This is a genomic window from Mycobacterium sp. NTMscope_Eco_3, assembly GCF_976985685.1.
Genome location: NZ_CDRJYZ010000001.1, coordinates 5,729,068 through 5,749,236, shown reverse-complemented (window position 1 = coordinate 5,749,236; position 20,169 = coordinate 5,729,068). Strand labels below are relative to the sequence as shown.

General features: G+C 68.8%; 22 protein-coding genes. 13 read left to right on the top strand and 9 right to left on the bottom strand.

What is annotated here, in order from left to right:
• Nucleotides 1-14: 14 nt before the first annotated feature.
• From AC0KTM_RS26885 to AC0KTM_RS26865, 5 genes are all read left to right on the top strand, one after another.
• A complete protein-coding gene (locus AC0KTM_RS26885; protein ID WP_008263312.1) occupies nt 15-404 on the top strand; it encodes an STAS domain-containing protein in 390 nt (129 codons plus the stop codon).
• Nucleotides 394-804 carry an anti-sigma regulatory factor gene (locus AC0KTM_RS26880; RefSeq protein WP_225326315.1) on the top strand — a complete coding sequence of 137 codons (411 nt, stop codon included), beginning with the start codon at nt 394-396 and terminating at the stop codon, nt 802-804. The genes AC0KTM_RS26885 and AC0KTM_RS26880 overlap by 11 nt, the downstream gene beginning before the upstream one ends.
• Nucleotides 805-850: 46 nt before the next feature.
• Nucleotides 851-1,423 (top strand): SpoIIE family protein phosphatase, encoded by a 573-nt coding sequence (locus AC0KTM_RS26875; protein ID WP_225326147.1) that lies wholly within the window; start codon nt 851-853, stop codon nt 1,421-1,423.
• Nucleotides 1,420-3,645 carry a SpoIIE family protein phosphatase gene (locus AC0KTM_RS26870; RefSeq protein WP_225326146.1) on the top strand — a complete coding sequence of 742 codons (2,226 nt, stop codon included), beginning with the start codon at nt 1,420-1,422 and terminating at the stop codon, nt 3,643-3,645. The genes AC0KTM_RS26875 and AC0KTM_RS26870 overlap by 4 nt, the downstream gene beginning before the upstream one ends.
• A gap of 78 nt (nt 3,646-3,723) precedes the next feature.
• On the top strand, nt 3,724-4,725 hold the full coding sequence (locus AC0KTM_RS26865; RefSeq protein ID WP_225326145.1) for an iron-containing redox enzyme family protein: 1,002 nt from the start codon (nt 3,724-3,726) through the stop codon (nt 4,723-4,725).
• Here AC0KTM_RS26865 and AC0KTM_RS26860 read toward each other — a convergent pair.
• The 6 genes from AC0KTM_RS26860 to AC0KTM_RS26835 all read right to left on the bottom strand — a co-directional run bounded on the left by AC0KTM_RS26860 (nt 4,673) and on the right by AC0KTM_RS26835 (nt 8,205).
• Nucleotides 4,673-4,924 (bottom strand): CDGSH iron-sulfur domain-containing protein, encoded by a 252-nt coding sequence (locus AC0KTM_RS26860; protein WP_225326144.1) that lies wholly within the window; start codon nt 4,922-4,924, stop codon nt 4,673-4,675. The two genes, AC0KTM_RS26865 and AC0KTM_RS26860, sit on opposite strands and share 53 nt — an antisense overlap.
• A complete protein-coding gene (locus tag AC0KTM_RS26855; RefSeq protein WP_225326143.1) occupies nt 4,921-5,610 on the bottom strand; it encodes a HemK2/MTQ2 family protein methyltransferase in 690 nt (229 codons plus the stop codon). The genes AC0KTM_RS26860 and AC0KTM_RS26855 overlap by 4 nt, the downstream gene beginning before the upstream one ends.
• A 106-nt stretch (nt 5,611-5,716) precedes the next feature.
• Entirely contained in the window at nt 5,717-6,271 is a 555-nt protein-coding gene (locus tag AC0KTM_RS26850) for a type 1 glutamine amidotransferase domain-containing protein (RefSeq protein ID WP_225326142.1), read from the bottom strand.
• Nucleotides 6,272-6,309: 38 nt separating this feature from the next.
• Nucleotides 6,310-6,681 carry a malate dehydrogenase gene (locus tag AC0KTM_RS26845; RefSeq protein ID WP_225326141.1) on the bottom strand — a complete coding sequence of 124 codons (372 nt, stop codon included), beginning with the start codon at nt 6,679-6,681 and terminating at the stop codon, nt 6,310-6,312.
• 16 nt (nt 6,682-6,697) lie between these two features.
• Nucleotides 6,698-7,684 carry an LLM class F420-dependent oxidoreductase gene (locus tag AC0KTM_RS26840; RefSeq protein WP_225326140.1) on the bottom strand — a complete coding sequence of 329 codons (987 nt, stop codon included), beginning with the start codon at nt 7,682-7,684 and terminating at the stop codon, nt 6,698-6,700.
• A 56-nt stretch (nt 7,685-7,740) separates the two neighbouring features.
• The gene (locus tag AC0KTM_RS26835; RefSeq protein ID WP_225326139.1) at nt 7,741-8,205 is read right to left on the bottom strand and encodes a GatB/YqeY domain-containing protein; all 465 of its coding nucleotides are present in this window, start codon (nt 8,203-8,205) and stop codon (nt 7,741-7,743) included.
• 165 nt (nt 8,206-8,370) lie between these two features.
• Here AC0KTM_RS26835 and AC0KTM_RS26830 point away from each other — a divergent pair, with 165 nt between their 5' ends.
• Genes AC0KTM_RS26830 through AC0KTM_RS26810 form a run of 5 tightly spaced genes read left to right on the top strand, consistent with a single transcriptional unit; the run spans nt 8,371 to nt 13,662 of the window.
• Nucleotides 8,371-9,549 carry a DUF7847 domain-containing protein gene (locus tag AC0KTM_RS26830; protein ID WP_225326138.1) on the top strand — a complete coding sequence of 393 codons (1,179 nt, stop codon included), beginning with the start codon at nt 8,371-8,373 and terminating at the stop codon, nt 9,547-9,549.
• A 24-nt stretch (nt 9,550-9,573) separates the two neighbouring features.
• The gene (locus AC0KTM_RS26825; protein ID WP_225326137.1) at nt 9,574-10,227 is read left to right on the top strand and encodes a DUF4129 domain-containing protein; all 654 of its coding nucleotides are present in this window, start codon (nt 9,574-9,576) and stop codon (nt 10,225-10,227) included.
• Nucleotides 10,227-11,366, top strand: a complete 1,140-nt coding sequence (locus tag AC0KTM_RS26820; RefSeq protein ID WP_225326136.1) for a DUF4350 domain-containing protein — start codon at nt 10,227-10,229, stop codon at nt 11,364-11,366. Before AC0KTM_RS26825 ends, AC0KTM_RS26820 begins: the two co-directional genes overlap by 1 nt.
• Nucleotides 11,363-12,340 (top strand): AAA family ATPase, encoded by a 978-nt coding sequence (locus AC0KTM_RS26815; RefSeq protein WP_225326135.1) that lies wholly within the window; start codon nt 11,363-11,365, stop codon nt 12,338-12,340. The genes AC0KTM_RS26820 and AC0KTM_RS26815 overlap by 4 nt, the downstream gene beginning before the upstream one ends.
• Nucleotides 12,340-13,662: a DUF58 domain-containing protein gene (locus AC0KTM_RS26810; protein ID WP_225326134.1), complete on the top strand. Its 1,323-nt coding sequence runs from the start codon at nt 12,340-12,342 to the stop codon at nt 13,660-13,662. Before AC0KTM_RS26815 ends, AC0KTM_RS26810 begins: the two co-directional genes overlap by 1 nt.
• Nucleotides 13,663-13,736: 74 nt before the next feature.
• Here AC0KTM_RS26810 and AC0KTM_RS26805 read toward each other — a convergent pair whose 3' ends face one another.
• Complete coding sequence (locus AC0KTM_RS26805) at nt 13,737-14,729, bottom strand: stage II sporulation protein M (protein ID WP_225326133.1); 993 nt, start codon at nt 14,727-14,729, stop codon at nt 13,737-13,739.
• Nucleotides 14,730-14,821: 92 nt separating this feature from the next.
• Between AC0KTM_RS26805 and AC0KTM_RS26800 the strand changes: the two genes are divergently transcribed.
• Entirely contained in the window at nt 14,822-15,679 is an 858-nt protein-coding gene (locus tag AC0KTM_RS26800; protein WP_472417190.1) for an RDD family protein, read from the top strand.
• A 6-nt stretch (nt 15,680-15,685) separates the two neighbouring features.
• Here AC0KTM_RS26800 and AC0KTM_RS26795 read toward each other — a convergent pair whose 3' ends face one another.
• Entirely contained in the window at nt 15,686-16,075 is a 390-nt protein-coding gene (locus tag AC0KTM_RS26795) for a hypothetical protein (protein WP_225326131.1), read from the bottom strand.
• A gap of 201 nt (nt 16,076-16,276) precedes the next feature.
• Between AC0KTM_RS26795 and AC0KTM_RS26790 the strand changes: the two genes are divergently transcribed.
• On the top strand, nt 16,277-16,996 hold the full coding sequence (locus AC0KTM_RS26790) for a PadR family transcriptional regulator (RefSeq protein ID WP_238955612.1): 720 nt from the start codon (nt 16,277-16,279) through the stop codon (nt 16,994-16,996).
• 31 nt (nt 16,997-17,027) lie between these two features.
• Here the strand turns inward: AC0KTM_RS26790 and glpK are convergent, their stop codons facing one another.
• A complete protein-coding gene (gene glpK / locus AC0KTM_RS26785) occupies nt 17,028-18,554 on the bottom strand; it encodes a glycerol kinase GlpK (RefSeq protein ID WP_225326129.1) in 1,527 nt (508 codons plus the stop codon).
• A gap of 135 nt (nt 18,555-18,689) precedes the next feature.
• Between glpK and AC0KTM_RS26780 the strand changes: the two genes are divergently transcribed.
• Nucleotides 18,690-20,162, top strand: a complete 1,473-nt coding sequence (locus AC0KTM_RS26780) for a glutamate-cysteine ligase family protein (RefSeq protein WP_238955611.1) — start codon at nt 18,690-18,692, stop codon at nt 20,160-20,162.
• The last annotated feature ends 7 nt before the right edge of the window (nt 20,163-20,169 follow it).

Genomic DNA, 20,169 nt, shown 5'->3' with positions numbered 1-20,169 from the left:
AACGCGAGCGCCGCATGCCAGTACCGATCCTGAAACAGGGTTCGATCCTCATCGCCTCGGTGCAGGCCGCGCTCTCGGACTCCGACGCCGAACGGCTGCGCTACGACCTCATGGAGCGCGTCAGCCGGTTCCGCGCGCAGGGCATCATCGTCGACGTCACCGCCATCGACGTGATGGATTCCTTCGCGGCCCGGTCGCTGCGCACGATCGCGCACATGACCCGGCTGCGCGGCGCGGACACGGTGATCGTCGGCCTGCAGCCCGAGGTGGCGTTCGCGATGGTCCAGCTTGGCCTGGCGTTCGACGACATGAACACCGCGCTGGACCTCGAAGAGGGCCTGTCCCTTCTGAATCGCCAACTGGCACAGCGGAAACCGACGATCGGACGCGATGGTGGCGGCTGATATCGTCGTCGCCATCGACAATCCCGACGACATCGTCGAAGCCCGCAAGGCGGGACACGAACTCGCCCTTGATTTGGGCTTCTCCCTGACCGACGTCACGATGATCGCCACGGCGATCTCGGAAATCGCCCGCAACATCACCAGCTACGCCGGCCGTGGCTCCGTGCGGGTCGGGGTGGCCGACCGGGAGGGCCGCAAGGCATTGGTGGTGCGCGCCGAGGACCAGGGGCCCGGCATCGCCGACATCGAACGCGCGATGGAAGACGGATATTCGACCGGACGCGGGCTCGGGATGGGGCTGCCGGGCGCGCGCCGCCTGATGGACCGGTTGGTCGTCGAGTCCACGGTCGGCCAGGGAACCGTCATCGAAATGTGGAAATGGGTCCCTCCCCGTGCATGAAAGCGGCCGCTGCGGACCCATCGAGTGGGCGAGGGCGGGCCGGCCCTTGCCCAGCGAGTACACCTCCGGCGACCGGGGCATCGCAGTCGACATCGGCGGTGAGGCCGTGCTGTTCGGTCTGGTGGACGGCCTCGGCCACGGGCCGGCTGCCGCGGAAGCTGCACTGCGCGCGATCGATGCGGTCAAGCGCAACAGTTCCGAGCGGCTCGAAGTTTTGATCGAGCTTTGCCACCGGCTGCTCACCGGGACCAGGGGGGTCGCAATGACGTTGGCGCGAGTCGATTTTGCCGCGAACACGCTGGAGTGGACGGGGGTCGGCAACGTCACCGCCGATCTGGTGGCCAAGGCACCCAGCGGTATCCAGGTCCGGTCCAGTGCCCGTCTCACCGGAGGCATCGTCGGCTACCGGATCCCGGAAATCCGTCCGGCACAGGCGGTTTCGATCCGCCCCGGCGATCTGCTCGTGATGAGCACCGACGGGATCGGGGAAGATTACCTGGAGCACCTCGACTTCTCGGCCCATGCTGTCGCCATCGCCGAAGAAATTCTCGGCAAGCACGCCAAGGAATCCGACGACGCGATGGTGCTGACGGCGCGGCACAGGGGGGCCTCGACATGAGCGACAACGTCTCCGCGGCCGGCTTCCACGCGCAGTACGCCGCCGCGTTGCGCGCCTACCTGGACACCCGCGACGAGGCCAGCCTGTCGATCGGATACGAGCTCGGCCGCACGGCCCTACAGGATCAAATCAGCCTGCTGGAAATCGTCGAGAACCACGTCCGCCTGGTCTTTGAAATCGCGAAGGACGTGCGCATCGACGGGCCGATCGCGCTGGAGTTCCTGCTGCAGTTGATGGTTCCGCTCGACGTGGCCATGCGCGGCTTCATCGACGGCAACAAGCGTTACGCGGAACAGCGGGCTCGCGCCGAGGGGCTGGCCGACCGCGACAAGTTCCGCAACGCGCTGGTGAATTCGCTGCAGGAGGGGTTCTTCGTCGCCGACCACGAGGGCTCCGTGATCGAGGTGAACAGCGCCTTCATCGACATCATCGGGTTTCCGAGCGAGGGCTTGCCCTATCGGTGGCCGCACCCGTGGCTGGTCGACACCAAGACGGCGGCCGAACAGATCGGCCGGGTGTTGGACCACGGCAGGGCCGACTACGAAACGCCGATCCGCCACGGCGACGGGCATCTCGCCTGGGTGAAGGTGAGCATCAACGCGGTCAAGGAGTCCGGCAGCGACCGCGCCGCCTACGTCGGGACCGTTCGAGACATCACCGCGGAGCGCGCTTTTGCGGCGCGGGAGAGTGCGGTCTTGCGCCTGGCCACGGCGGTGGCGGTGGCCAAGAGCGTGGACGAGTTGCTGTCGATCACGCTCGACGAGTGCCGCGCGGCGATCGACGTGCAGCGCGTGGTCGCGGTCATGTGGCCCAGCGGCGAGGGCGACCCGACGGTCCACGCCGCGGGCGAGCCCTCGGCAACTTCGTGGCGCAAACTGGATCCGACGTTGCGTCACACCTTCACCGACGCGCGTCAGCAATTACCGCTGACGGCGAAAACCGTTGAGTCACCCGATCATCCCGGCAAGGCTCAGGGATTGGTTGCGGTGCTCTCCGGCACCGGGGACCTGGCGCTGTGGCTGGAGCTGCGCACGCCTCGCTGGGTCAGCGGCGAAGACCGCCTGCTGGTCACCGTGCTGATCAGCCATCTCAGTCTGGCCATGCAGCACGTCCGTCAGTTCGAGAATGCCCGCGAGACGTCGCTGACGTTGCAGCGCGCCATGCTGCCGCCCGTCAAGCCCCCGCCGGGTTTCACGGTGCGCTACGAGCCCGCGGTGCTGCCGCTGGAGATCGGCGGTGACTGGTATGACGTGCTGCCCATCGGCGATCACCGCATCGGCATCGTCGTCGGCGACTGCGTGGGCCGCGGCCTGCCGGCCGCGGCCATCATGGGGCAGCTGCGCAGTTCCGCGCGAGCGCTGTTGATCAACGGCGCCGAGCCCGCGGTGCTGCTCGATCAGCTCGACTCGGCGGCGTCGCTCATCCCGAATGCCTACTGCACCACCGTCTTTCTCGCGATCCTGGACACCGAAACCGGGGTCCTGCAGTACAGCAACGCCGGCCACATGCCGGCCGTGCTCACCGGGCCCGAGCCCGGTACGACGACCCTGTTGACCGACGCCGCTTCGGTGCCGCTCGCGGTCCGCCGCGATGCGCCGCGACCGCAGACCACCCAGGTGCTGCCGCCCGGCTCGACCCTCATGTTGTTCACCGACGGGCTGGTGGAACGCAAACACGAGTCGATCGACGACGGAATCGCCCGCGCGGCAGACTTTCTGGCGCGGACGAAGTCATTGCCGTTGGACACCGTCGCCGATGAGATGCTTCGTGAACTGGCGCCGGAGGGCGGCTATGACGACGATGTGGCGATGGTGATCTACCGCCACCATCAGACCCCGCTGCGCATCGAAAGTGACGCCACCGCAGACCAATTGGTTCGTATCAGGCACCGTCTCGCGGACTGGCTGCGCGCCGCCCACATCACGGATGAGCTGGCCGCCGACATCGTGCTGGTGGTCAACGAAGCCTGCACCAATTGCGTCGAGCACGCCTACCGGGGATTCGTCGCCGGGGCCATGGTGGTCGAGGCCAGCCTTGGCGACGGCGAAGTGCACACCCGCATCACCGATTACGGGTCGTGGAAGACGCCGGCCGCCAACCCGGTCAACGGTGGGCGCGGCTTGCCGCTGATCAGGGCGCTCAGCCATGCGATGGAACTCGAGACCGCGGCCACCGGCACCACCGCCGATATCACGTTCCGATTGCCGGCAGCATCCGAGTAGTGGGCATCGAAAAGTGTTGCGGCGCCGTTTGCCGGGCCCCGGATACGGGTAGTCACCGGCGTGACCCTCGCATCGACCATGACTGAACCCGTCCTGCCGGAGGCGCACGGGCCGCTGTCGACGGCCGTTCGTTGCGCCCTGACGGGCCCGCCGTCGGTTGACCATTTCGCACGCATCGGCGCATCTGTGCGCGATTCGGACCCCTACGGTCTGGATCTGCAGCTGGCGCTGTCCGTGTGCTACGAGCTGCACTACCGCGGCTTTGCCGGCGTCGACCCCGAATGGGAGTGGAATCCGGCGCTGCTGGCGCTGCGGGCCGAATTGGAGCGCGTGTTTTTGGCCGGTGTGCGCCGCGACGTCGATCCCATCGAACCCGATCAGACGGCGGCGGCCGAAATGGAAGCGATTTCGGTCGAGCCCGTCGACGGCACCGGCCCGTCGTATTACCTGCGTGACACCGGAACGTGGCAGCAGATGCGCGAATATTTCGTGCACCGCTCGGTGTATCACCTCAAGGAGGGCGATCCGCACGCGTGGGCCATTCCGCGCCTGATCGGCACCGCCAAAGCGGCCTTCGTGGCGGTGGAGTTCGACGAGTACGGCGCCGGGCAGGGCCCGCGACTGCACCAGCAGCTGTTCGCCGATCTGCTGGCCGCGGCCGGGCTCGACGCGACATATTGGGGTTACGTCGACGCGGTTCCCGCCGAATCGCTGGCGGCGGTCAACCTCATGTCGCTGTTCGGGCTGCACCGCTCGTTGCGCGGCGCCGCGATCGGGCACTTCGCCTCGACCGAGATCACTTCGCCGCCGGGATCCCAACGGATGGTTCGGGCCTTGGAGCGCTTACGGGCGCCGGCGGCCTGCATCGCCTTCTACAGCGAGCACGTCGAGGCCGACGCGGTACACGAACACGTGGTGCGCGGCGATGTGGTCGGCGATCTCGTCGCGAGGGAGCCGCAGCTCGAGCGTGACATCATTTTCGGGATCCGCGCACACGCCGCGGTCGAAAACCGCTTGGCGGAAACGATTATGGCGTCGTGGAAGCAGGATCAGACGTCGTTGCGGCGGCCGCTGCCGTAGTAGTGGTCGTCTTGTTGAGTCGCCGGCACCTGCGGTGGCTGGTGTCGCACAACGGGTACCTGCCGCTGCGCCGGCAGGTACAGATCGCCACCATGAAACGGTCGGACTCGACGACTTCGCCGCCGGGCATCTCGATGCGCACCGGACCCGACACCAGCACCGGCCCGTTGGGAACCACCTGAACCCGGGTGGGACTCATCGCTTTTCAGCCCGGATCACGATCAGTTCCTCTTCCCGGCGCCCGCGTGGTATCAGGCCGACATCTTCCAGCCAAGTCGCCCGGGATGTCATCACCGGACCGAACGGAATCCATTTCGAGGCAATCACTTCCGCCTCCATGCCGGCCCACTTGAGGGAATCCAGCGACTGTTGGACACCGGCCAGCGCCGAGTGCACCAGCAGCAGGGATCCCCCGTCGCGCAACAACTTCGGTGCCGACTCGCACAGGGGGTCGAGTATCTGGCGGCCGTCTTGGCCGGCATCCCAGGCCCACGACGGTCCGGCGACCGGGTAGATCGCTTCCAGCTCAGCACCGGGGGGAGTCGGCACGTAGGGCGGGTTCGACACCACCACGTCGAACGGCGCGCACTCCACTGCCGCGATCCACGACCCCTCGCGAACGTCGACGTCGACACCGGCAACCGCGGCGTTTTCCCGGGCGCAGCGCACTGCCTGCGGGCAGATGTCGAAGGCCGTCGCATCGGCGCAGCCCATGCCCGCGGCCGCGATCGCGACGAAGCCACTGCCGGTGCACAAATCAAGGACATGCCGCCCCGGGATCAGACCGGTGTCGTGCATCACGTCGACCAGCAGTCTGGAATCCTCTTGCGGCTGATACACGTTGTGGGCGGGCAAGACGGCGGGCTCGGGATACGTGGTCGTCACTATTGGCCTTTCGAGAACCCTACAAGGATCGCCGCTGATCACGGCTTGGCGGGATAATGCCCGCAAACCCGCGCATTCAAACCGACCGGCCGAAAAGTCACCACCGCTAACGCGCCGTCGCGTGGGCGAACTGCTCGAGGATCGCCGCGCAGAAGGCCGGGAGGTCCGAGGGCGATCGGCTCGAGATCAAATTGCCGTCGACGACGACCTCTTCGTCTACCACGCGGGCGCCCGCGTTGCGAAGATCGGTGCGGATGCTCGCGTAGGACGTCAACGTCCGGCCCACCGCCACACCGGCTTCCACCAGCGTCCACGGTCCATGACAGATCGCGGCCACCGGCTTCCCCGATCTGACGAAATCACGGACGAACGAAACGGCGTCGTCGTCCATGCGCAGCTTGTCCGGGTTCACGGTGCCACCCGGAAGCACCAGGCCGTCGTATTCGTCCACCGACGCCTCCGACACTTTCCGGTCGACGGCGAAGGTCCCGGCCGGCTCGAGATCGTGGTTGCGCGCCTGGATTTCGCCGTCCTCGAGCGACAGCACCTCGATTTGCGCGCCGGCGTCGTGCAGCGCCGCGCGTGGCTGTTCGAGCTCAACCTTTTCCACGCCGTCGGCCGCCAGAAACGCTATTTTCTTTCCTTGCAATTCGTTTGACATCGCCGTCTTCCTTCCTGCGATCAACGATTCCCGTCGGATCAAAGGGTTCGCATCGCCGTGTAGAGGTCCAGGCCGGCGATCCCGGAAAGGGCGGCGGCACAGATGGTGCCCCGCCGCCGTCGCCCGGGACCGCGGGCGGCCACACCCGCGACCAGCAGGGCCATATCCAGGACATCCCCGGCCACGCGCGTCCACACCAGTTTGTCGGGACCCGCCAGCAGCGCCGCGCCGTGACCGCATTCGCGCAGCCCGAGCGCGCGGATCACCCGTCGCGATCGGGTGGTGTCGTTCACGCCCGCGATCGCGGCGACCTTCCCCGGGGCCAGTAGTTCGCTGATGCCCAGGACGAAGCTGGCACCGCCGAGCGCCTTGACCAATGTGGCTGTGGTGTCGCCTGATTGGTCGCTCATCGTCGCTCCCCGCTGATCAGTTTGCTGCCTCGCGCAGCGCGGCGAGCAACGGCTCGGCGGCCTCTTTGAGGAATCGCTCCTGGGTTTCCCCGCCGATCTGGATGAGCGCGATATCGGTGAATCCGGCCTCCCAGTAGGGCCGCACGCCCTCGACGATCGCGTCCAGATCGGGTCCGCACGGAATGGTCTCGGCGACGTCTTCGGGGCGCACGAATTGGGTGGCGCCCGCGAAGCCGGCCGGGGTCGGCAGGTCGGCGTTCACCTTCCAGCCGCCGGCAAACCAGCGGAACTGGTCGTGCGCGCGCTTGACGGCGGTGTCGCGATCGGGGTCCCAGCAGACCGGTATCTGGCCGATCACCCGCCCGCCGCCGGCGAGGTTGGCGGCCTGACGCGCGCCGTGCCAACCGTCGACGAGATCGGCCTTGGGCTCGGTGGCGATCAGATGGTCGGCCAGCTTGGCGAACTTGTCGATCGCCTTGGTGCCACCGATGGCCACCCCGATGCCGACCGGGATGTCGGGCACGTCCCACAACCGCGCGGAGTCGACCTGGAAATACTCGCCGGTGAAGTCCACCAGCTGCCCGCCGAACAGTTCCCGGATGATCTTGATGGCCTCACGCAGCATGTCTTGCCGACGGGTCACAACCGGCCAGCCCTTGCCGACGACGTGCTCGTTGAGGTTCTCGCCGCTGCCCAACCCCAGGGTGAACCGGCCGTCGGACAGGATCTGCACGGTGGCGGCCTGCTGGGCGACGATGGCCGGGTGATACCGCATCGTCGGGCACGTCACGTAGGTGTAGAGGTCCACCCGTTCGGTGGCCTGTGCCACCGCACCCAGCACCGCCCAGGCGTTGGGCGCGTGTCCTTGCGAGGTGAGCCACGGTGAAAAGTGGTCGCTGCAGACGTGGAAGTCGAAACCGCGCTCTTCGGCCGAAATGGCGTACTGGACAAGCTCTTTGGGTCCACTCTGTTCGGTCATCAAAGTGTAGCCAAAATTGGTCATGCGCAATTGGGTACCCGGCTGCCCCGAGGACAAACGACACCACCGAACCGGTCGGGCTACAGGCGCTCTTTGACGGCGGCCGACAAGCGGGCGCCGTCGGCCTTGCCGGCCGCGATCGCGCTGGCGGCCTTCATCACCATGCCCATCTGTTTCATGCCCGGACGCTCGCCGATTTCCTCGGCCACCTGCGCGATCGCCGTGTCGACAACGTCGGCCACCTCCGCCTCGGTGAGCGGGGTGGGCAGGTACTCGTCGATGATCCGCGCCTCGGCGTGCTCGTTGGCGGCGAGATCCCCGCGCCCGTTCTGGGTATAGATCTCCGCCGATTCGCCGCGTTTGCGGGATTCCTTGGCCAGCACCCTGATGACCTCCTCATCGGTGAGGTCTTTGGCCTGCTTACCGGACACTTCCTCGGTTTGGATCGCGGCCAGCAGCATGCGCAGGGTGGCCGTTCGCAGCTTGTCCTGGGCCTTCATCGCCGCGGTCAGGTCCGTCCGGAGCCGGGATTTGAGTTCCGCCATGTGTGAGACGCTACGCGCGGGCGCGGGGGGACAACGCGGTTCCACACGTATGAACGCGGGTGAACGCCGGTGAACATTGTGAAATGCCACGGCCGCCGACAGGATGGAGCCCATGACGAACGACGCGCCCGGCTGCAGAGCTAGTTTGCAAGGCCTCGGGGTTCGGTGAGCGCGCCGCCGCCTGGTTATCCGGTTGGCCCGCCGCCGGCATACGGCCCACCACCCCACTATGGCCCGCCCCCGGCGTACGGGCCGCCCCCGACGTACGGCCCCCCACCGGGCTACGCGCCCCCGCCGGGTTATCCACCCCCGCCCGGCTACGGACCGCCGCCGGGCTACGGGTCCCCACCCACCTTCGGCCCGCCGCCGGGCTACGGAACGGTCAAACCCGGCATCATCCCGCTGCGGCCGCTGACCCTCGGCGACATCTTCAACGGCGCGGTCGGCTACATCCGCGCCAATCCGAAAGCGACATTGGGCCTGACCGCGATCGTCGTGGTGATCATGCAGATCATCACCAAGGCCGCCTTCTTCGGACCGTTGGCCGCCCACGACCGATTCACCACCGACGAATCCGACGGCCTGACCGCGGGCGTCCTGGGCGCCTTTACGGCGTCGGTGGGCGCCGGCCTCCTGGTCGGCTGGCTGGGCGGCATGCTGCTGTCCGGAATGCTCACCGTCATCGTCGGGCGGGCGGTGTTCGGGTCGCCGATCACCATCGGTGAAACCTGGGCCAAGATCCGTGGGCGGCTGCACGCCCTGCTCGGCCTGGCCCTGCTGGAGGCCGTCGTGGTCGCGGCCCTGGCCGGGCTGGTCGCGGTGATCATCGGGGTGCTGGCGGCGATCGGTAGCGCCGCGGCGGCCGTGGTGCTCGGCATCCCTCTGGTGCTGGTCGTCGTCGCGGCGCTGGTGTACCTGTACACCGCGGCGCTGTTCGCCCCGGTGCTGATCGTGCTGGAGCGGCTGCCGGTGCTCGACGCGATCGCCCGATCGTTCAGGCTGATCCGCAACGGCTTCTGGCGGGTGCTGGGCATCCGTACCCTCACCTTCCTGGTGGCCTCCATCGTCGCCAACGCCGTCGCGGTGCCGTTCAGCATCGCCGGCCAGTTTCTCCAGATCACCTCGTCCGGCACGGCTTTCCTGATCAGCACCGCCGTCCTCTCCGTCGGGGCGGCGATCGGCGAGATCATCACCGCGCCGTTCAACGCCGGAGTCATCGTCCTGCTCTACACCGACCGCCGGATGCGCGCCGAGGCGTTCGACCTGGTATTACAGACCGGAGCCGCCCACGGGCCCTACGCGGCCGCGTCCACCGACCACCTCTGGCTCACGCGGCCGCTGTAACGGCTGAGCGAGGACTAGCTGAGCATGCCTTCCATCGACATCGACCGCGATGCCGCGCACCGTGCCGCGCAGGACGAACTCAACAAGCCGATCTATTCCAAGGGGTCGGCGGCCGACCAATTCCTCCACTGGCTCAACGACCTGATCTACCGGATGCTGCAGAAGACCTCCACGGTGCCGGGCGGATGGTTCACGGCGGCAGTGCTTTTGATCCTGCTGGCCATCGCGGTGCTGGTTGCCGTCCACATCGCGCGGCGCACCATGCGCGCCCGCCGTGGCGGCGACCATCTGCTGTTCGAAGCCGCCCAGCTGACGGCCGCCCAGCATCGCGCGACGGCCGAAAGCTACGCGGCCGAGGGCGATTGGGCGGCGGCGATACGCCACCGGCTGCGCGCCGTCGCCCGCCAGCTCGAGGAGACCGGTGTGCTGGCGGCGGCCCCCGGCCGCACGGCCAACGAGCTGGCTCGCGACGCCGGCACCGCGTTGCCCCATCTGGCTGGCGAATTATCCGAAGCGGCAACGGCTTTCAACGACGTCACCTACGGCGAGCAGACCGGCACCCAGGCCGCCTACCGGATGATCGCCGACCTCGACGACCACCTGCGGTCGCGCTGGTCGGGCGTCCCGGCGGAGGCCGGCCGGCCCGCCGTCCCCGAGTCGTGGGCCCAGGTGCGGTGATGGCGACGATCACCGAGGACCGCCCCGGAACCGCGCCCCGGCGCCGGCGGTCCTGGCGCTGGGTGGTCGTCCTCCTGCTGGTGCTCGCCGTCATCGCGGGGGTCGACGCCTACCTGAGCGCGCCGCGCCCCGGCGCGCGGATGGACCCGGCGTCGAGCGGCCCGGACGGCGCGCACGCGCTGGTGGAGTTGCTGCGCAACGCCGGCGTCGACGTCGTGGTCGCCGACACCATCGCCGACGTCGAACACGCCGCGCGCCCGGACGCGCTGATCCTGGTGGCACAGAGCCAATACCTGACCGACACCGTGGCCGACCGGCTGGCGAAGATCCCCTCGGATCTGCTGCTGGTGGAGCCGACGACGCGGGCCCGCGAGGCGCTGCTGCCGGACGTGGATGTATCGGGCGCCAGCGGCTTTGACAGCGGCCCGAATTGCACTCTGCGCGAGGCCGTTCGGTCCGGTTCTGTCCGGTTCGGGCCGACCAACACCTACAAGGCCAAGGACGGCCGGGCGATGACCCGCTGCTACGGCGGCGCGCTGATCCGCTTCCGGGATGGCGGGCGGGTCGTCACCGCGGTCGGCAGCACCGAGTTCATGACCAACGGCAGCCTGTTGCAAGCGGGCAACGCCGCGCTGGCGATGAACCTCGCCGGGGACCGGCCCCGCCTCGTGTGGTACGCGCCCCATCGCGTCGAGGGTGAATCCTCCGCCAAGGCATCGCTTTTCGACCTGATTCCGCCCAGCGTGATCTGGATCGTGTGGCAACTGGCGCTGGTGGTGCTGCTGGTCGCCGCGTGGAAGGGCCGCCGGCCCGGCCCGCTGGTGGCCGAGGAGCTGCCCGTGGTGGTGCGCGCCTCGGAGACCGTCGAGGGGCGCGGCCGGCTGTATCGGTCCCGGCGGGCACGCGATCGCGCCGCCGCGGCGCTGCGCACGGCCACGCTGCAGCGGCTGCTGCCGCGACTCGGGCTGGGCGCCGGCGCCGCACCGGCGGCGGTGGTGTCCACCGTGGCCCAGCGCATCGGGTCCGATCCGGGATACGTCTCCTACCATCTGTTCGGTCCGCCTCCGACGACCGACAACGACCTGTTACAACTTGCCCGTGCGCTCGACGAAATCGAAAGGCAGGTCGCACACCCGTGACACAACCCACCACCGCGGAGTCCCCCACCACTGAATCGGCACGTGAGGCGCTGCTGGCGTTGCGCGCCGAGCTCGCCAAGGCCGTCGTCGGGCAGGAGGGCGTGGTCAGCGGCCTGGTGATCGCGCTGCTGTGCCGCGGGCATGTGCTGCTGGAAGGCGTTCCGGGAGTGGCGAAGACGCTGCTGGTCCGGGCCCTGTCCGCGGCGCTGCAGCTGGAGTTCAAGCGGGTGCAGTTCACCCCCGATTTGATGCCCGGCGACGTGACGGGGTCCCTGGTTTACGACGCGCGCACCGCCGCGTTCGTCTTTCGGCCCGGCCCGGTGTTCACCAACCTGCTGCTGGCCGACGAGATCAACCGCACCCCGCCCAAGACGCAGGCCGCCCTGCTCGAGGCGATGGAGGAGCGCCAGGTCAGCGTCGAGGGCGAACCGCAGCCGCTGCCGGACCCCTTCATCGTTGCCGCGACCCAGAATCCGGTCGAGTACGAGGGCACCTATCAGCTGCCCGAGGCCCAGCTGGATCGCTTTCTCCTCAAACTGAATGTGGCGCTGCCCCCGCGTGACGCCGAAGTCGCCATCCTGCACCGGCACGCCCACGGCTTCGACCCCCGCGACCTGTCGGCGATCAAGCCGGTGGCCGGGCCGGCCGACCTGGCCGCCGGCCGCGACGCCGTGCGACACGTGCTGGTCGCCGACGAGGTACTGGGCTACATCGTCGACATCGTCGGGGCCACCCGCTCCTCCCCCGCGCTGCAGCTGGGCGTGTCCCCCCGCGGGGCGACCGCCCTGTTGGCCACCGCGCGCTCCTGGTCCTGGCTGTCGGGCCGCAACTACGTCACCCCCGACGACGTGAAGGCCATGGCCCGCCCGACGCTGCGGCACCGGGTGATGCTGCGACCCGAGGCCGAGCTCGAGGGGGCCACGCCCGACGGCGTGCTCGACGGGATTCTGGCGTCGGTTCCGGTGCCCCGCTAGTGATCCTGACCGGACGCACCGGGCTGGTCGCGCTGATCTGCGTCCTGCCCATCGCGGTGTCGCCTTGGCCGGCAACGGCTTTCGTGGCCCTGCTGGTGGCGCTGGCCGCCGCCGTGGCCGTCGACGTCGCCTTGGCGGCCCGCACCGGCGGCCTGCGCTACGTGCGCTCCCCGGATCGCTCCGCCCGGCTGGGGCAGCAGGTGGAGTGTGAGCTGGTGATCCACAACGACGGCCGGCGGCGGTTTCGCGGCCAGGTCCGCGACGCCTGGCCGCCCAGCGCCCGCGCGCACCCGCGCACCCACCCGGTGGACATCCCCGCCGGGGGTGATCAGCACGTCCAGACCCTGCTCGAACCGGTGCGCCGCGGCGATCAGCGCGCCACTGTGATCACCGCGCGATCGATCGGACCGCTGGGCCTGGCGGGGCGGCAAGGTTCGCAATCGGTGCCCGGCCAGCTGCGGGTGCTGCCGCCATTCCTGTCGCGCAAGCATCTGCCGTCGCGGCTCGCCAGGCTGCGCGAGATCGACGGCCTGCTACCCACCCTGGTGCGCGGGCAGGGAACCGAATTCGATTCGCTGCGAGAGTATGTCGTCGGTGACGACGTGCGCTCGATCGATTGGCGCGCCACCGCGCGCCGCGCCGACGTGGTGGTGCGCACGTGGCGCCCCGAACGCGACCGGCGCGTGGTGATCGTGCTCGACACGGGCCGCACGGCGGCGGGCCGGGTCGGCGTCGACCCGACCGCCTCCGATCCCGCGGGCTGGCCGCGGCTGGATTGGTCGATGGATGCCGCGCTGCTGTTGGCCGCGCTCGCGTCGCGGGCGGGGGACAACGTCGACTTCCTCGCCCACGACCGGGTGCGCCGGGCCGGCGTCTTCGGCGCCTCGCGCACCGAACTGCTTGCCCAGCTCGTCGACGCGATGGCCCCCCTGCAGCCGACGCTCGTCGAATCCGATTGGCGGGCAATGGCTTCCGCCATCGCACTGCGGGCCCGTCGGCGCTCACTGGTGGTGCTGCTGACGGACCTCAATCCGGCCGCCCTCGACGAGGGCCTGCTGCCCGTGCTGCCGCAGCTGTCGGCCAAGCATCACCTGCTGCTGGCCGCGGTCTCCGACCCGCGGGTCGACCAGATGGCCGCCGGCCGCTCCGATGCCGCGGCGGTGTACGACGCCGCCGCGGCCGAGCGCTCCCGCAACGACCGCGGCGCCATGGCCACGCGGCTGCGCCGCACCGGCGTGGAGGTCGTCGACGCCCCACCCGCCGAGCTGGCACCCGCCCTCGCCGACCACTACCTGGCGATGAAAGCGACCGGGCGCCTGTAGCTTTGGCGCCGCGAAGCTGTAACCACCGACGCATTTCCCGAGTAAGGCCGTCGGTAGTTGCAGTCTCGCGAAACTCAGCCGGTGGGGACCACGTCCGGCGCGTCCTCGATGTCGCCGCTTTCCCCGGCTTTGACCCCGCGGCGGCCGAAATAGACGATGTAGCACACGAACGCCGCCTCGGCGACGATGCCGATGCCGACCCGTACGACGGTCGGCAACGGCGACGGCGTCACCAGCGCTTCGATCAACCCGGAAACCAAGAGCACGGCCACCAGGCCCACGGCCACCGAGACGATGGCACGACCCTGTTCGGCCAGGACCTGCCCTCGGGGCCGGTCTCCGGGCGAGATCACCGACCATCCCAATCGCATCCCCGCCGCCCCCGAGAGGAAGACCGCCGTCAGCTCCAACAACCCGTGGGGGGCAAGCAATCCCAGCAGGACGTCGCCCTTGCCGGCCGGGAACATCAGGCCGGCGATCACGCCCAGATTGGCGGCATTTTCAAACAGCACGAAGGGAATGGGCAGCCCCAGCACCACGGAAAGCGCGATGCATTGGGCGGAAACCCAGGAATTGTTCACCCAGATTTGCAGCGCGAACGCGGCGGCGGGATGTTCGCTGTAGTACGACTCGACGTCGTGATTGACCAATTGCTCGATGTCGCTGGGTGTTCCGAGCGCTGACTGCACCTCGGGACTGCCGGCGACCCACAGCGCGACGAGCACGACCACCGCGAAGAACACCGCCGCCGTGGCCAGCCACCACCGCCAGGTGCGGTACGCGACGACCGGGAACGACACCGTCCAGAACCGGGCGAACGTACTGCTCAGCGGCGCGTGGGCGCCGGTCACCGCGGAACGGGCCCGCGCGACCAGGCTCGAGAGCCGGCCGACCAGCATCGAATCCGACGACGCCGAGCGCAGCATCGACAGGTGGGTGGACACCCGCTGATACAGCTCGACGAGCTCGTCGATTTCCGCGCCGCTCAGCGACCGGCGCCGCCCGATCAGTCGGTCGAGGCGGTCCCACGTACCGCGATGGGCCAGCACGAATGCGTCGACGTCCACCCTGGGCAGCCTAATCGCCCCGGCGGCCATGCCCCCGCGGGCACAACCAAGTGTGGCCGGCCGCACCCGCCCGGCCTGTACCGTTCGAAGTTATGTCGGAGGTGGTGACCGGGGACGCCGTGGTGCTGGATGTGCAGATCGCCCAGCTGCCGGTGCGGGCATTGAGCGCGCTGATCGATATCGCCGTCATGGTGATCGGCTATCTGCTCGGGCTGATGCTGTGGGCCGCCACCCTGACCCAGTTCGACACCGCGCTGAGTAACGCCATCCTGCTTATATTTACGGTGCTGGTAATTGTCGGCTACCCGTTGATCCTCGAGACCGCGACGCGGGGACGCTCGGTGGGCAAGATCGCCTTGGGCCTGCGCGTCGTGTCCGACGACGGCGGCCCAGAACGCTTCCGCCAGGCGCTGTTTCGCGCCCTGGCCTCGCTGGTGGAAATCTGGATGCTCTTCGGGAGCCCCGCCGTCATCTGCAGCATCTTGTCGCCCAAGGCCAAACGGATCGGCGATATCTTCGCCGGCACGGTGATGGTCAACGAACGCGGACCCCGGCTGGGACCTCCGCCGACGATGCCCCCGGCCCTGGCCTGGTGGGCTGCGTCGCTGCAGCTGTCGGGGCTATCCGTCGGTCAGGCCGAGGTCGCGCGCCAATTCCTTTCCCGGGCACCGCAACTCGACCGCCAGCTACGCACGCAGATGGCGTACCGCATCGCCGGTGACGTCGTGGCCCGCATTGCGCCGCCACCGCCACCGGGAGCCCCGCCGGAACTGGTGCTTGCCGCCGTCCTCGCCGAGCGGCACCGCCGCGAACTGGCCCGGCTGCGCCCGCCCGCCCCGGGTTGGCCGACCATGCCACCGGGGGCGGTGCAGCAGTACCCGCCGCCGTGGCCGCCCGGCCCGGGGCCGGGCCACGGCGGTGCACCGGATGGTTTCGCACCGCCGCACTGACGCGCGCTAGCCGGCGACGCTCACCGCCATCAGTGCGACGTCGGCGATCAGCAGCGCCCACCCGAACAGCGGGACGGCGATGCCGCCGCGGTGTTTGGCGGTGAAAACCGAGATGACGATGACGACGACCGCGACCGCGGGCGCGCCGTAGAACGCGACGCCGAAATCGATGCCGCCGTGGCCCATGCTGGGGCAACTGCGGCCGCTGCAGCCGGCGGTGCTCATCACGCCACCCAGCGCGAAAAGCATCACGATCGCGGCGGCGGGCACCGTGGCCAGCGCCAACCCCCAGTTGACCCATGGCCACGCGTTCCGGCGCGGGGCACCACCGGGGTCCCCGAACGGGGCCGCACCGGCGACCCCGCGACCGACCGTCACGTCGTTGTCAGCGTCCATCCCACAGTTCCTACCCGCCGTCCGCCCTCTGCAAACCGGCCCTCCAGACCGAGCCCCGGTTTTGGGCGCATATTTCCGCAGGTCAGCGGCGGCAAGCGATATTTTTCAACATATCCCGTTGCATCGCGTTAGGTTCCGATATATCGTGATATTCCGTAGCGCACCAAACTGGTGCACAACCCACGAACGTAAGGACAGACAATGAGCAACCCATTCACTCCCCCCGAGGGACCATTCGGCGCCCGGCCCGGTTTCGGATTCGGCTTTGGCTCCGGCCCCGTCGACCGCCGCGCCCTGCACGAGGCGCGGCGCCAGGCGCGCCGGGACCTTCGCGAACATCTCCGCGACCACGCCGGCGGCGGCCACCCCGGTGGCTTCGAGGCCCCGTTCGGGTTGGGTCCCGGATTCGGTCCGGGCTTCGGTCCCGGATTCGGCTTCGGGCCCGGCGGTCGACGCGGCGGCTGGCGCCGTGGCGGCCCGGGCCGCGGCAAGCGCGGCGACGTGCGAGCGGCCATCCTGACGCTGCTGGCCGAGCGGCCGATGCACGGCTACGAGATGATCCAGCAGATCGCCGAACGCAGCAACGGACTGTGGAAGCCGAGCCCCGGCTCGGTCTACCCGACCCTGCAGCTGCTCGACGACGAGGGCCTGATCGCCGCGAGCGAAAGCGCAGGCAGCAAGAAGCTTTTCGAGCTGACCGAACAGGGCCGCGGCGCGGCCGAGAAGATCGAGACCCCGCCGTGGGACGAGATCACCGAAGGGGCGGACCCGGGTCACATGAACCTGAGGGCGGCCGCCGGGCAGTTGTTCGGCGCGGTCGGGCAGTCCGCCCACACCGCTTCCGCCGAGCAGCAGCAGCGCATCGTTGACATCCTCAACAACGCGCGGCGCGAGATCTACGGCATTCTCGGCGAAGACTGACCGGCGTCGGCGGGCCCTGGATCAGGTCACCTCAGGTGAGGGAGACCCAATCCAGGGTCCGCTGCACGGCCTTGCGCCAGCCCGCATACCCCTCGGCGCGCTGCTCGTCGTTCCAGGCCGGTGACCAACGCCGGCCCTCCTGCCAGTTGGCGCGCAGGTCCGCCGGGTCGGCCCAGAACCCCACGGCCAGTCCGGCCGCGTACGCGGCGCCCAGCGCGGTGGTCTCGGCGACCACCGGACGCACCACGTCCACGCCCAGCACGTCAGCCTGTATCTGCATGCACAGGTCGTTGCCGGTGATACCGCCGTCGACCTTCAAAACCTCAAGGCGCACACCGGAATCCGCGGCCATCGCGTCCACCACGTCGCGGCTCTGGTAGCAGATCGCCTCCAGGGTGGCCCGCGCCAGATGCGCGTTGGTGTTGAACCGCGACAGCCCGACGATCGCGCCCCGGGCGTCGGATCGCCAGTAGGGCGCGAACAGCCCGGAAAACGCCGGGACGAAATAGACCCCTCCGTTGTCGTCGACCTGGCGGGCCAGCGCCTCGCTTTGCGCGGCCCCGCTGATGATGCCCAGCTGATCGCGCAGCCACTGCACGGCCGCTCCCGTCACCGCGATCGAACCCTCAAGCGCGTAAACGGGTTTGGCGTCCCCGAACTGGTAGCAGACGGTGGTGAGCAACCCATTGTCGGACCGCACGATCGTCTCACCGGTGTTGAGCAGCAGGAAATTGCCGGTGCCATAGGTGTTTTTCGCTTCCCCCTCGGCCAGACACACCTGCCCCACCATCGCCGCGTGCTGGTCACCGAGCATCCCGGTGATCGCAATCTCGCCCCCGGCCGGTCCGGTTTCCGTCGTCACCCCGTAGGGCTGCCGCGACGACGACGGCCCGATCCGCGGCAGCATCGCCCGGGGGATGGCGAAGAACGACAGCAGCTCGTCGTCCCAGTCCAGCGTCTCCAGGTTCATCAGCATGGTGCGGCTGGCGTTGGTCACGTCGGTGACGTGCACGCCGCCCCGCGGACCCCCGGTCAGATTCCACAACACCCAGGTGTCGGGGGTGCCGAACAACGCGTCGCCGCGCTCGGCCGCATCGCGCACTCCGTCGACGTTCTCCAAGATCCATTGCAGCTTCGCCCCGGAGAAGTACGTCGCCGGGGGAAGTCCCGCCTTGCGGCGGATCACCTCGCCCCGGCCGTCGTGTTCGGCGGCCGACGCGATTCGGTCGGTGCGGGTGTCCTGCCACACGATCGCGTTGTAATAGGGCCGTCCGGTCTTGCGGTTCCAGACCAGCGTCGTCTCACGCTGGTTCGTGATACCCAGCGCGGCAATGTTTTTCGGAGCCAGGTCGGCGCGGTTGAGCACCGAGGTCAGCACCGAGGAGGTGCGTTCCCAGATCTCGACCGGGTCGTGCTCGACCCAGCCGGCCCGGGGCAGGATCTGTTCGTGCTCGAGCTGGTGGCGGGCCACCTCGGCACCCTCGTGATCGAAGATCATGCAGCGAGTGCTGGTCGTCCCCTGGTCGATGGCGGCCACGAATTCGGCGAACTCGGCCAACTGCCCTCCTCCACCCGTGAGCTCCGGCACTTTTGCGGCAAAAGTCCATCATGGACTACCCGCCCGGCGCGCGAGGCCGCAACCGCGACGCCGGAGAGCTTGCGTTACGGGCGGTAACCCTGTTGCATCTGCGGTGTGGGCGAAGAGGTCAAGCGCACCACGTACGACAGCGCACACCGCCGCGAATACCGGCGCAAGGTTCAGCTGTGCCTGAACGTGTTCGAGACGATGCTCGCCCAGTCATGCTTCGATTCGGAACAGCCGCTCACCGGCATGGAGATCGAGTGCAACCTCGTCGACGCGGACTACCAGCCGGCCATGTCCAATCGCCACGTTCTGGACGCCATCGGCGATCCCGCGTACCAGACCGAATTGGGCGCCTACAACATCGAATTCAACGTCCCCCCGCACGCGCTGCCCGGGCACACCGGGCTGGATCTCGAGGCCGAGGTGCGGGCCAGCCTGAACGAGGCCGAGATCAAGGCCGGCGCCGCCGACGGTGCGCACATCGTCATGATCGGCATCCTGCCCACGCTGATGCCCGAACACCTCGATCACGACTGGATGAGCGAGTCGACACGCTACGCCGCCCTCAACGACTCGATCTTCACCGCCCGCGGCGAAGACCTCCCCATCGACATCGACGGCCCCGAACCGTTGAACTGGCACACCGCGACGATAGCGCCCGAATCCGCTTGCACCAGCATGCAATTGCACCTGCAACTGGCTCCGGAGATGTTCGCCGCCAACTGGAACGCCGCGCAGGTCGTGGCCGGCCCGCAGCTGGCGCTGGGCGCCAACTCGCCCTACTTCTTCTCCCACCGGTTGTGGGCAGAGACCCGCATCGAGCTGTTCACCCAATCCACCGACACCAGACCGGAGGAGCTGAAAACCCAAGGCGTGCGCCCGCGAGTGTGGTTCGGCGAACAGTGGATCACCTCGGTCGTCGACCTGTATCGCGAGAACATCCGCTACTTCCCGTCCCTGTTACCCGAGGTGTCCGAGGAGGATCCGGTCGCCGAGCTGGCCGCCGGACGCATCCCACACCTGTCCGAACTGCGTCTGCACAACGGCACCGTCTACCGCTGGAACCGTCCGGTGTACGACGTGGTCGACGGGCGCCCACATCTGCGACTGGAGAACCGGGTGTTGCCGGCCGGGCCGACAGTCGTTGACATGCTGGCGAATTCGTCCTTCTTCTACGGCATGCTGCGCAGCTTGTCCGAAGCGGACAGGCCGTTGTGGGCCGACATGGATTTCGCCGTGGCGGAGGCCAATTTCTTGGCGGCGGCGCGCGATGGCATCGACGCCCGGCTGCGCTGGCCCGGGGTCGGGGAGGTGACCGCACGCGACCTGGTGCTCGACACACTGCTGCCGATGGCCGACGAGGGGTTGCGGCGCTGGGGCGTCGACGCCGAGGTGCGCGACCGGTTTCTGGGGGTCATCGAGGGCCGTGCCCGCGCGGGCCGCAACGGCGCCACCTGGCAGGTTTCCACCGTGCGGGCCCTGCAGGAAGGCGGCATGACCAGGCCCGCGGCCCTGGCCGAGATGCTGCGCCGCTACTGCGAGTACATGCACGCCAACGAGCCGGTGCACACCTGGGAGTAGGTTGACA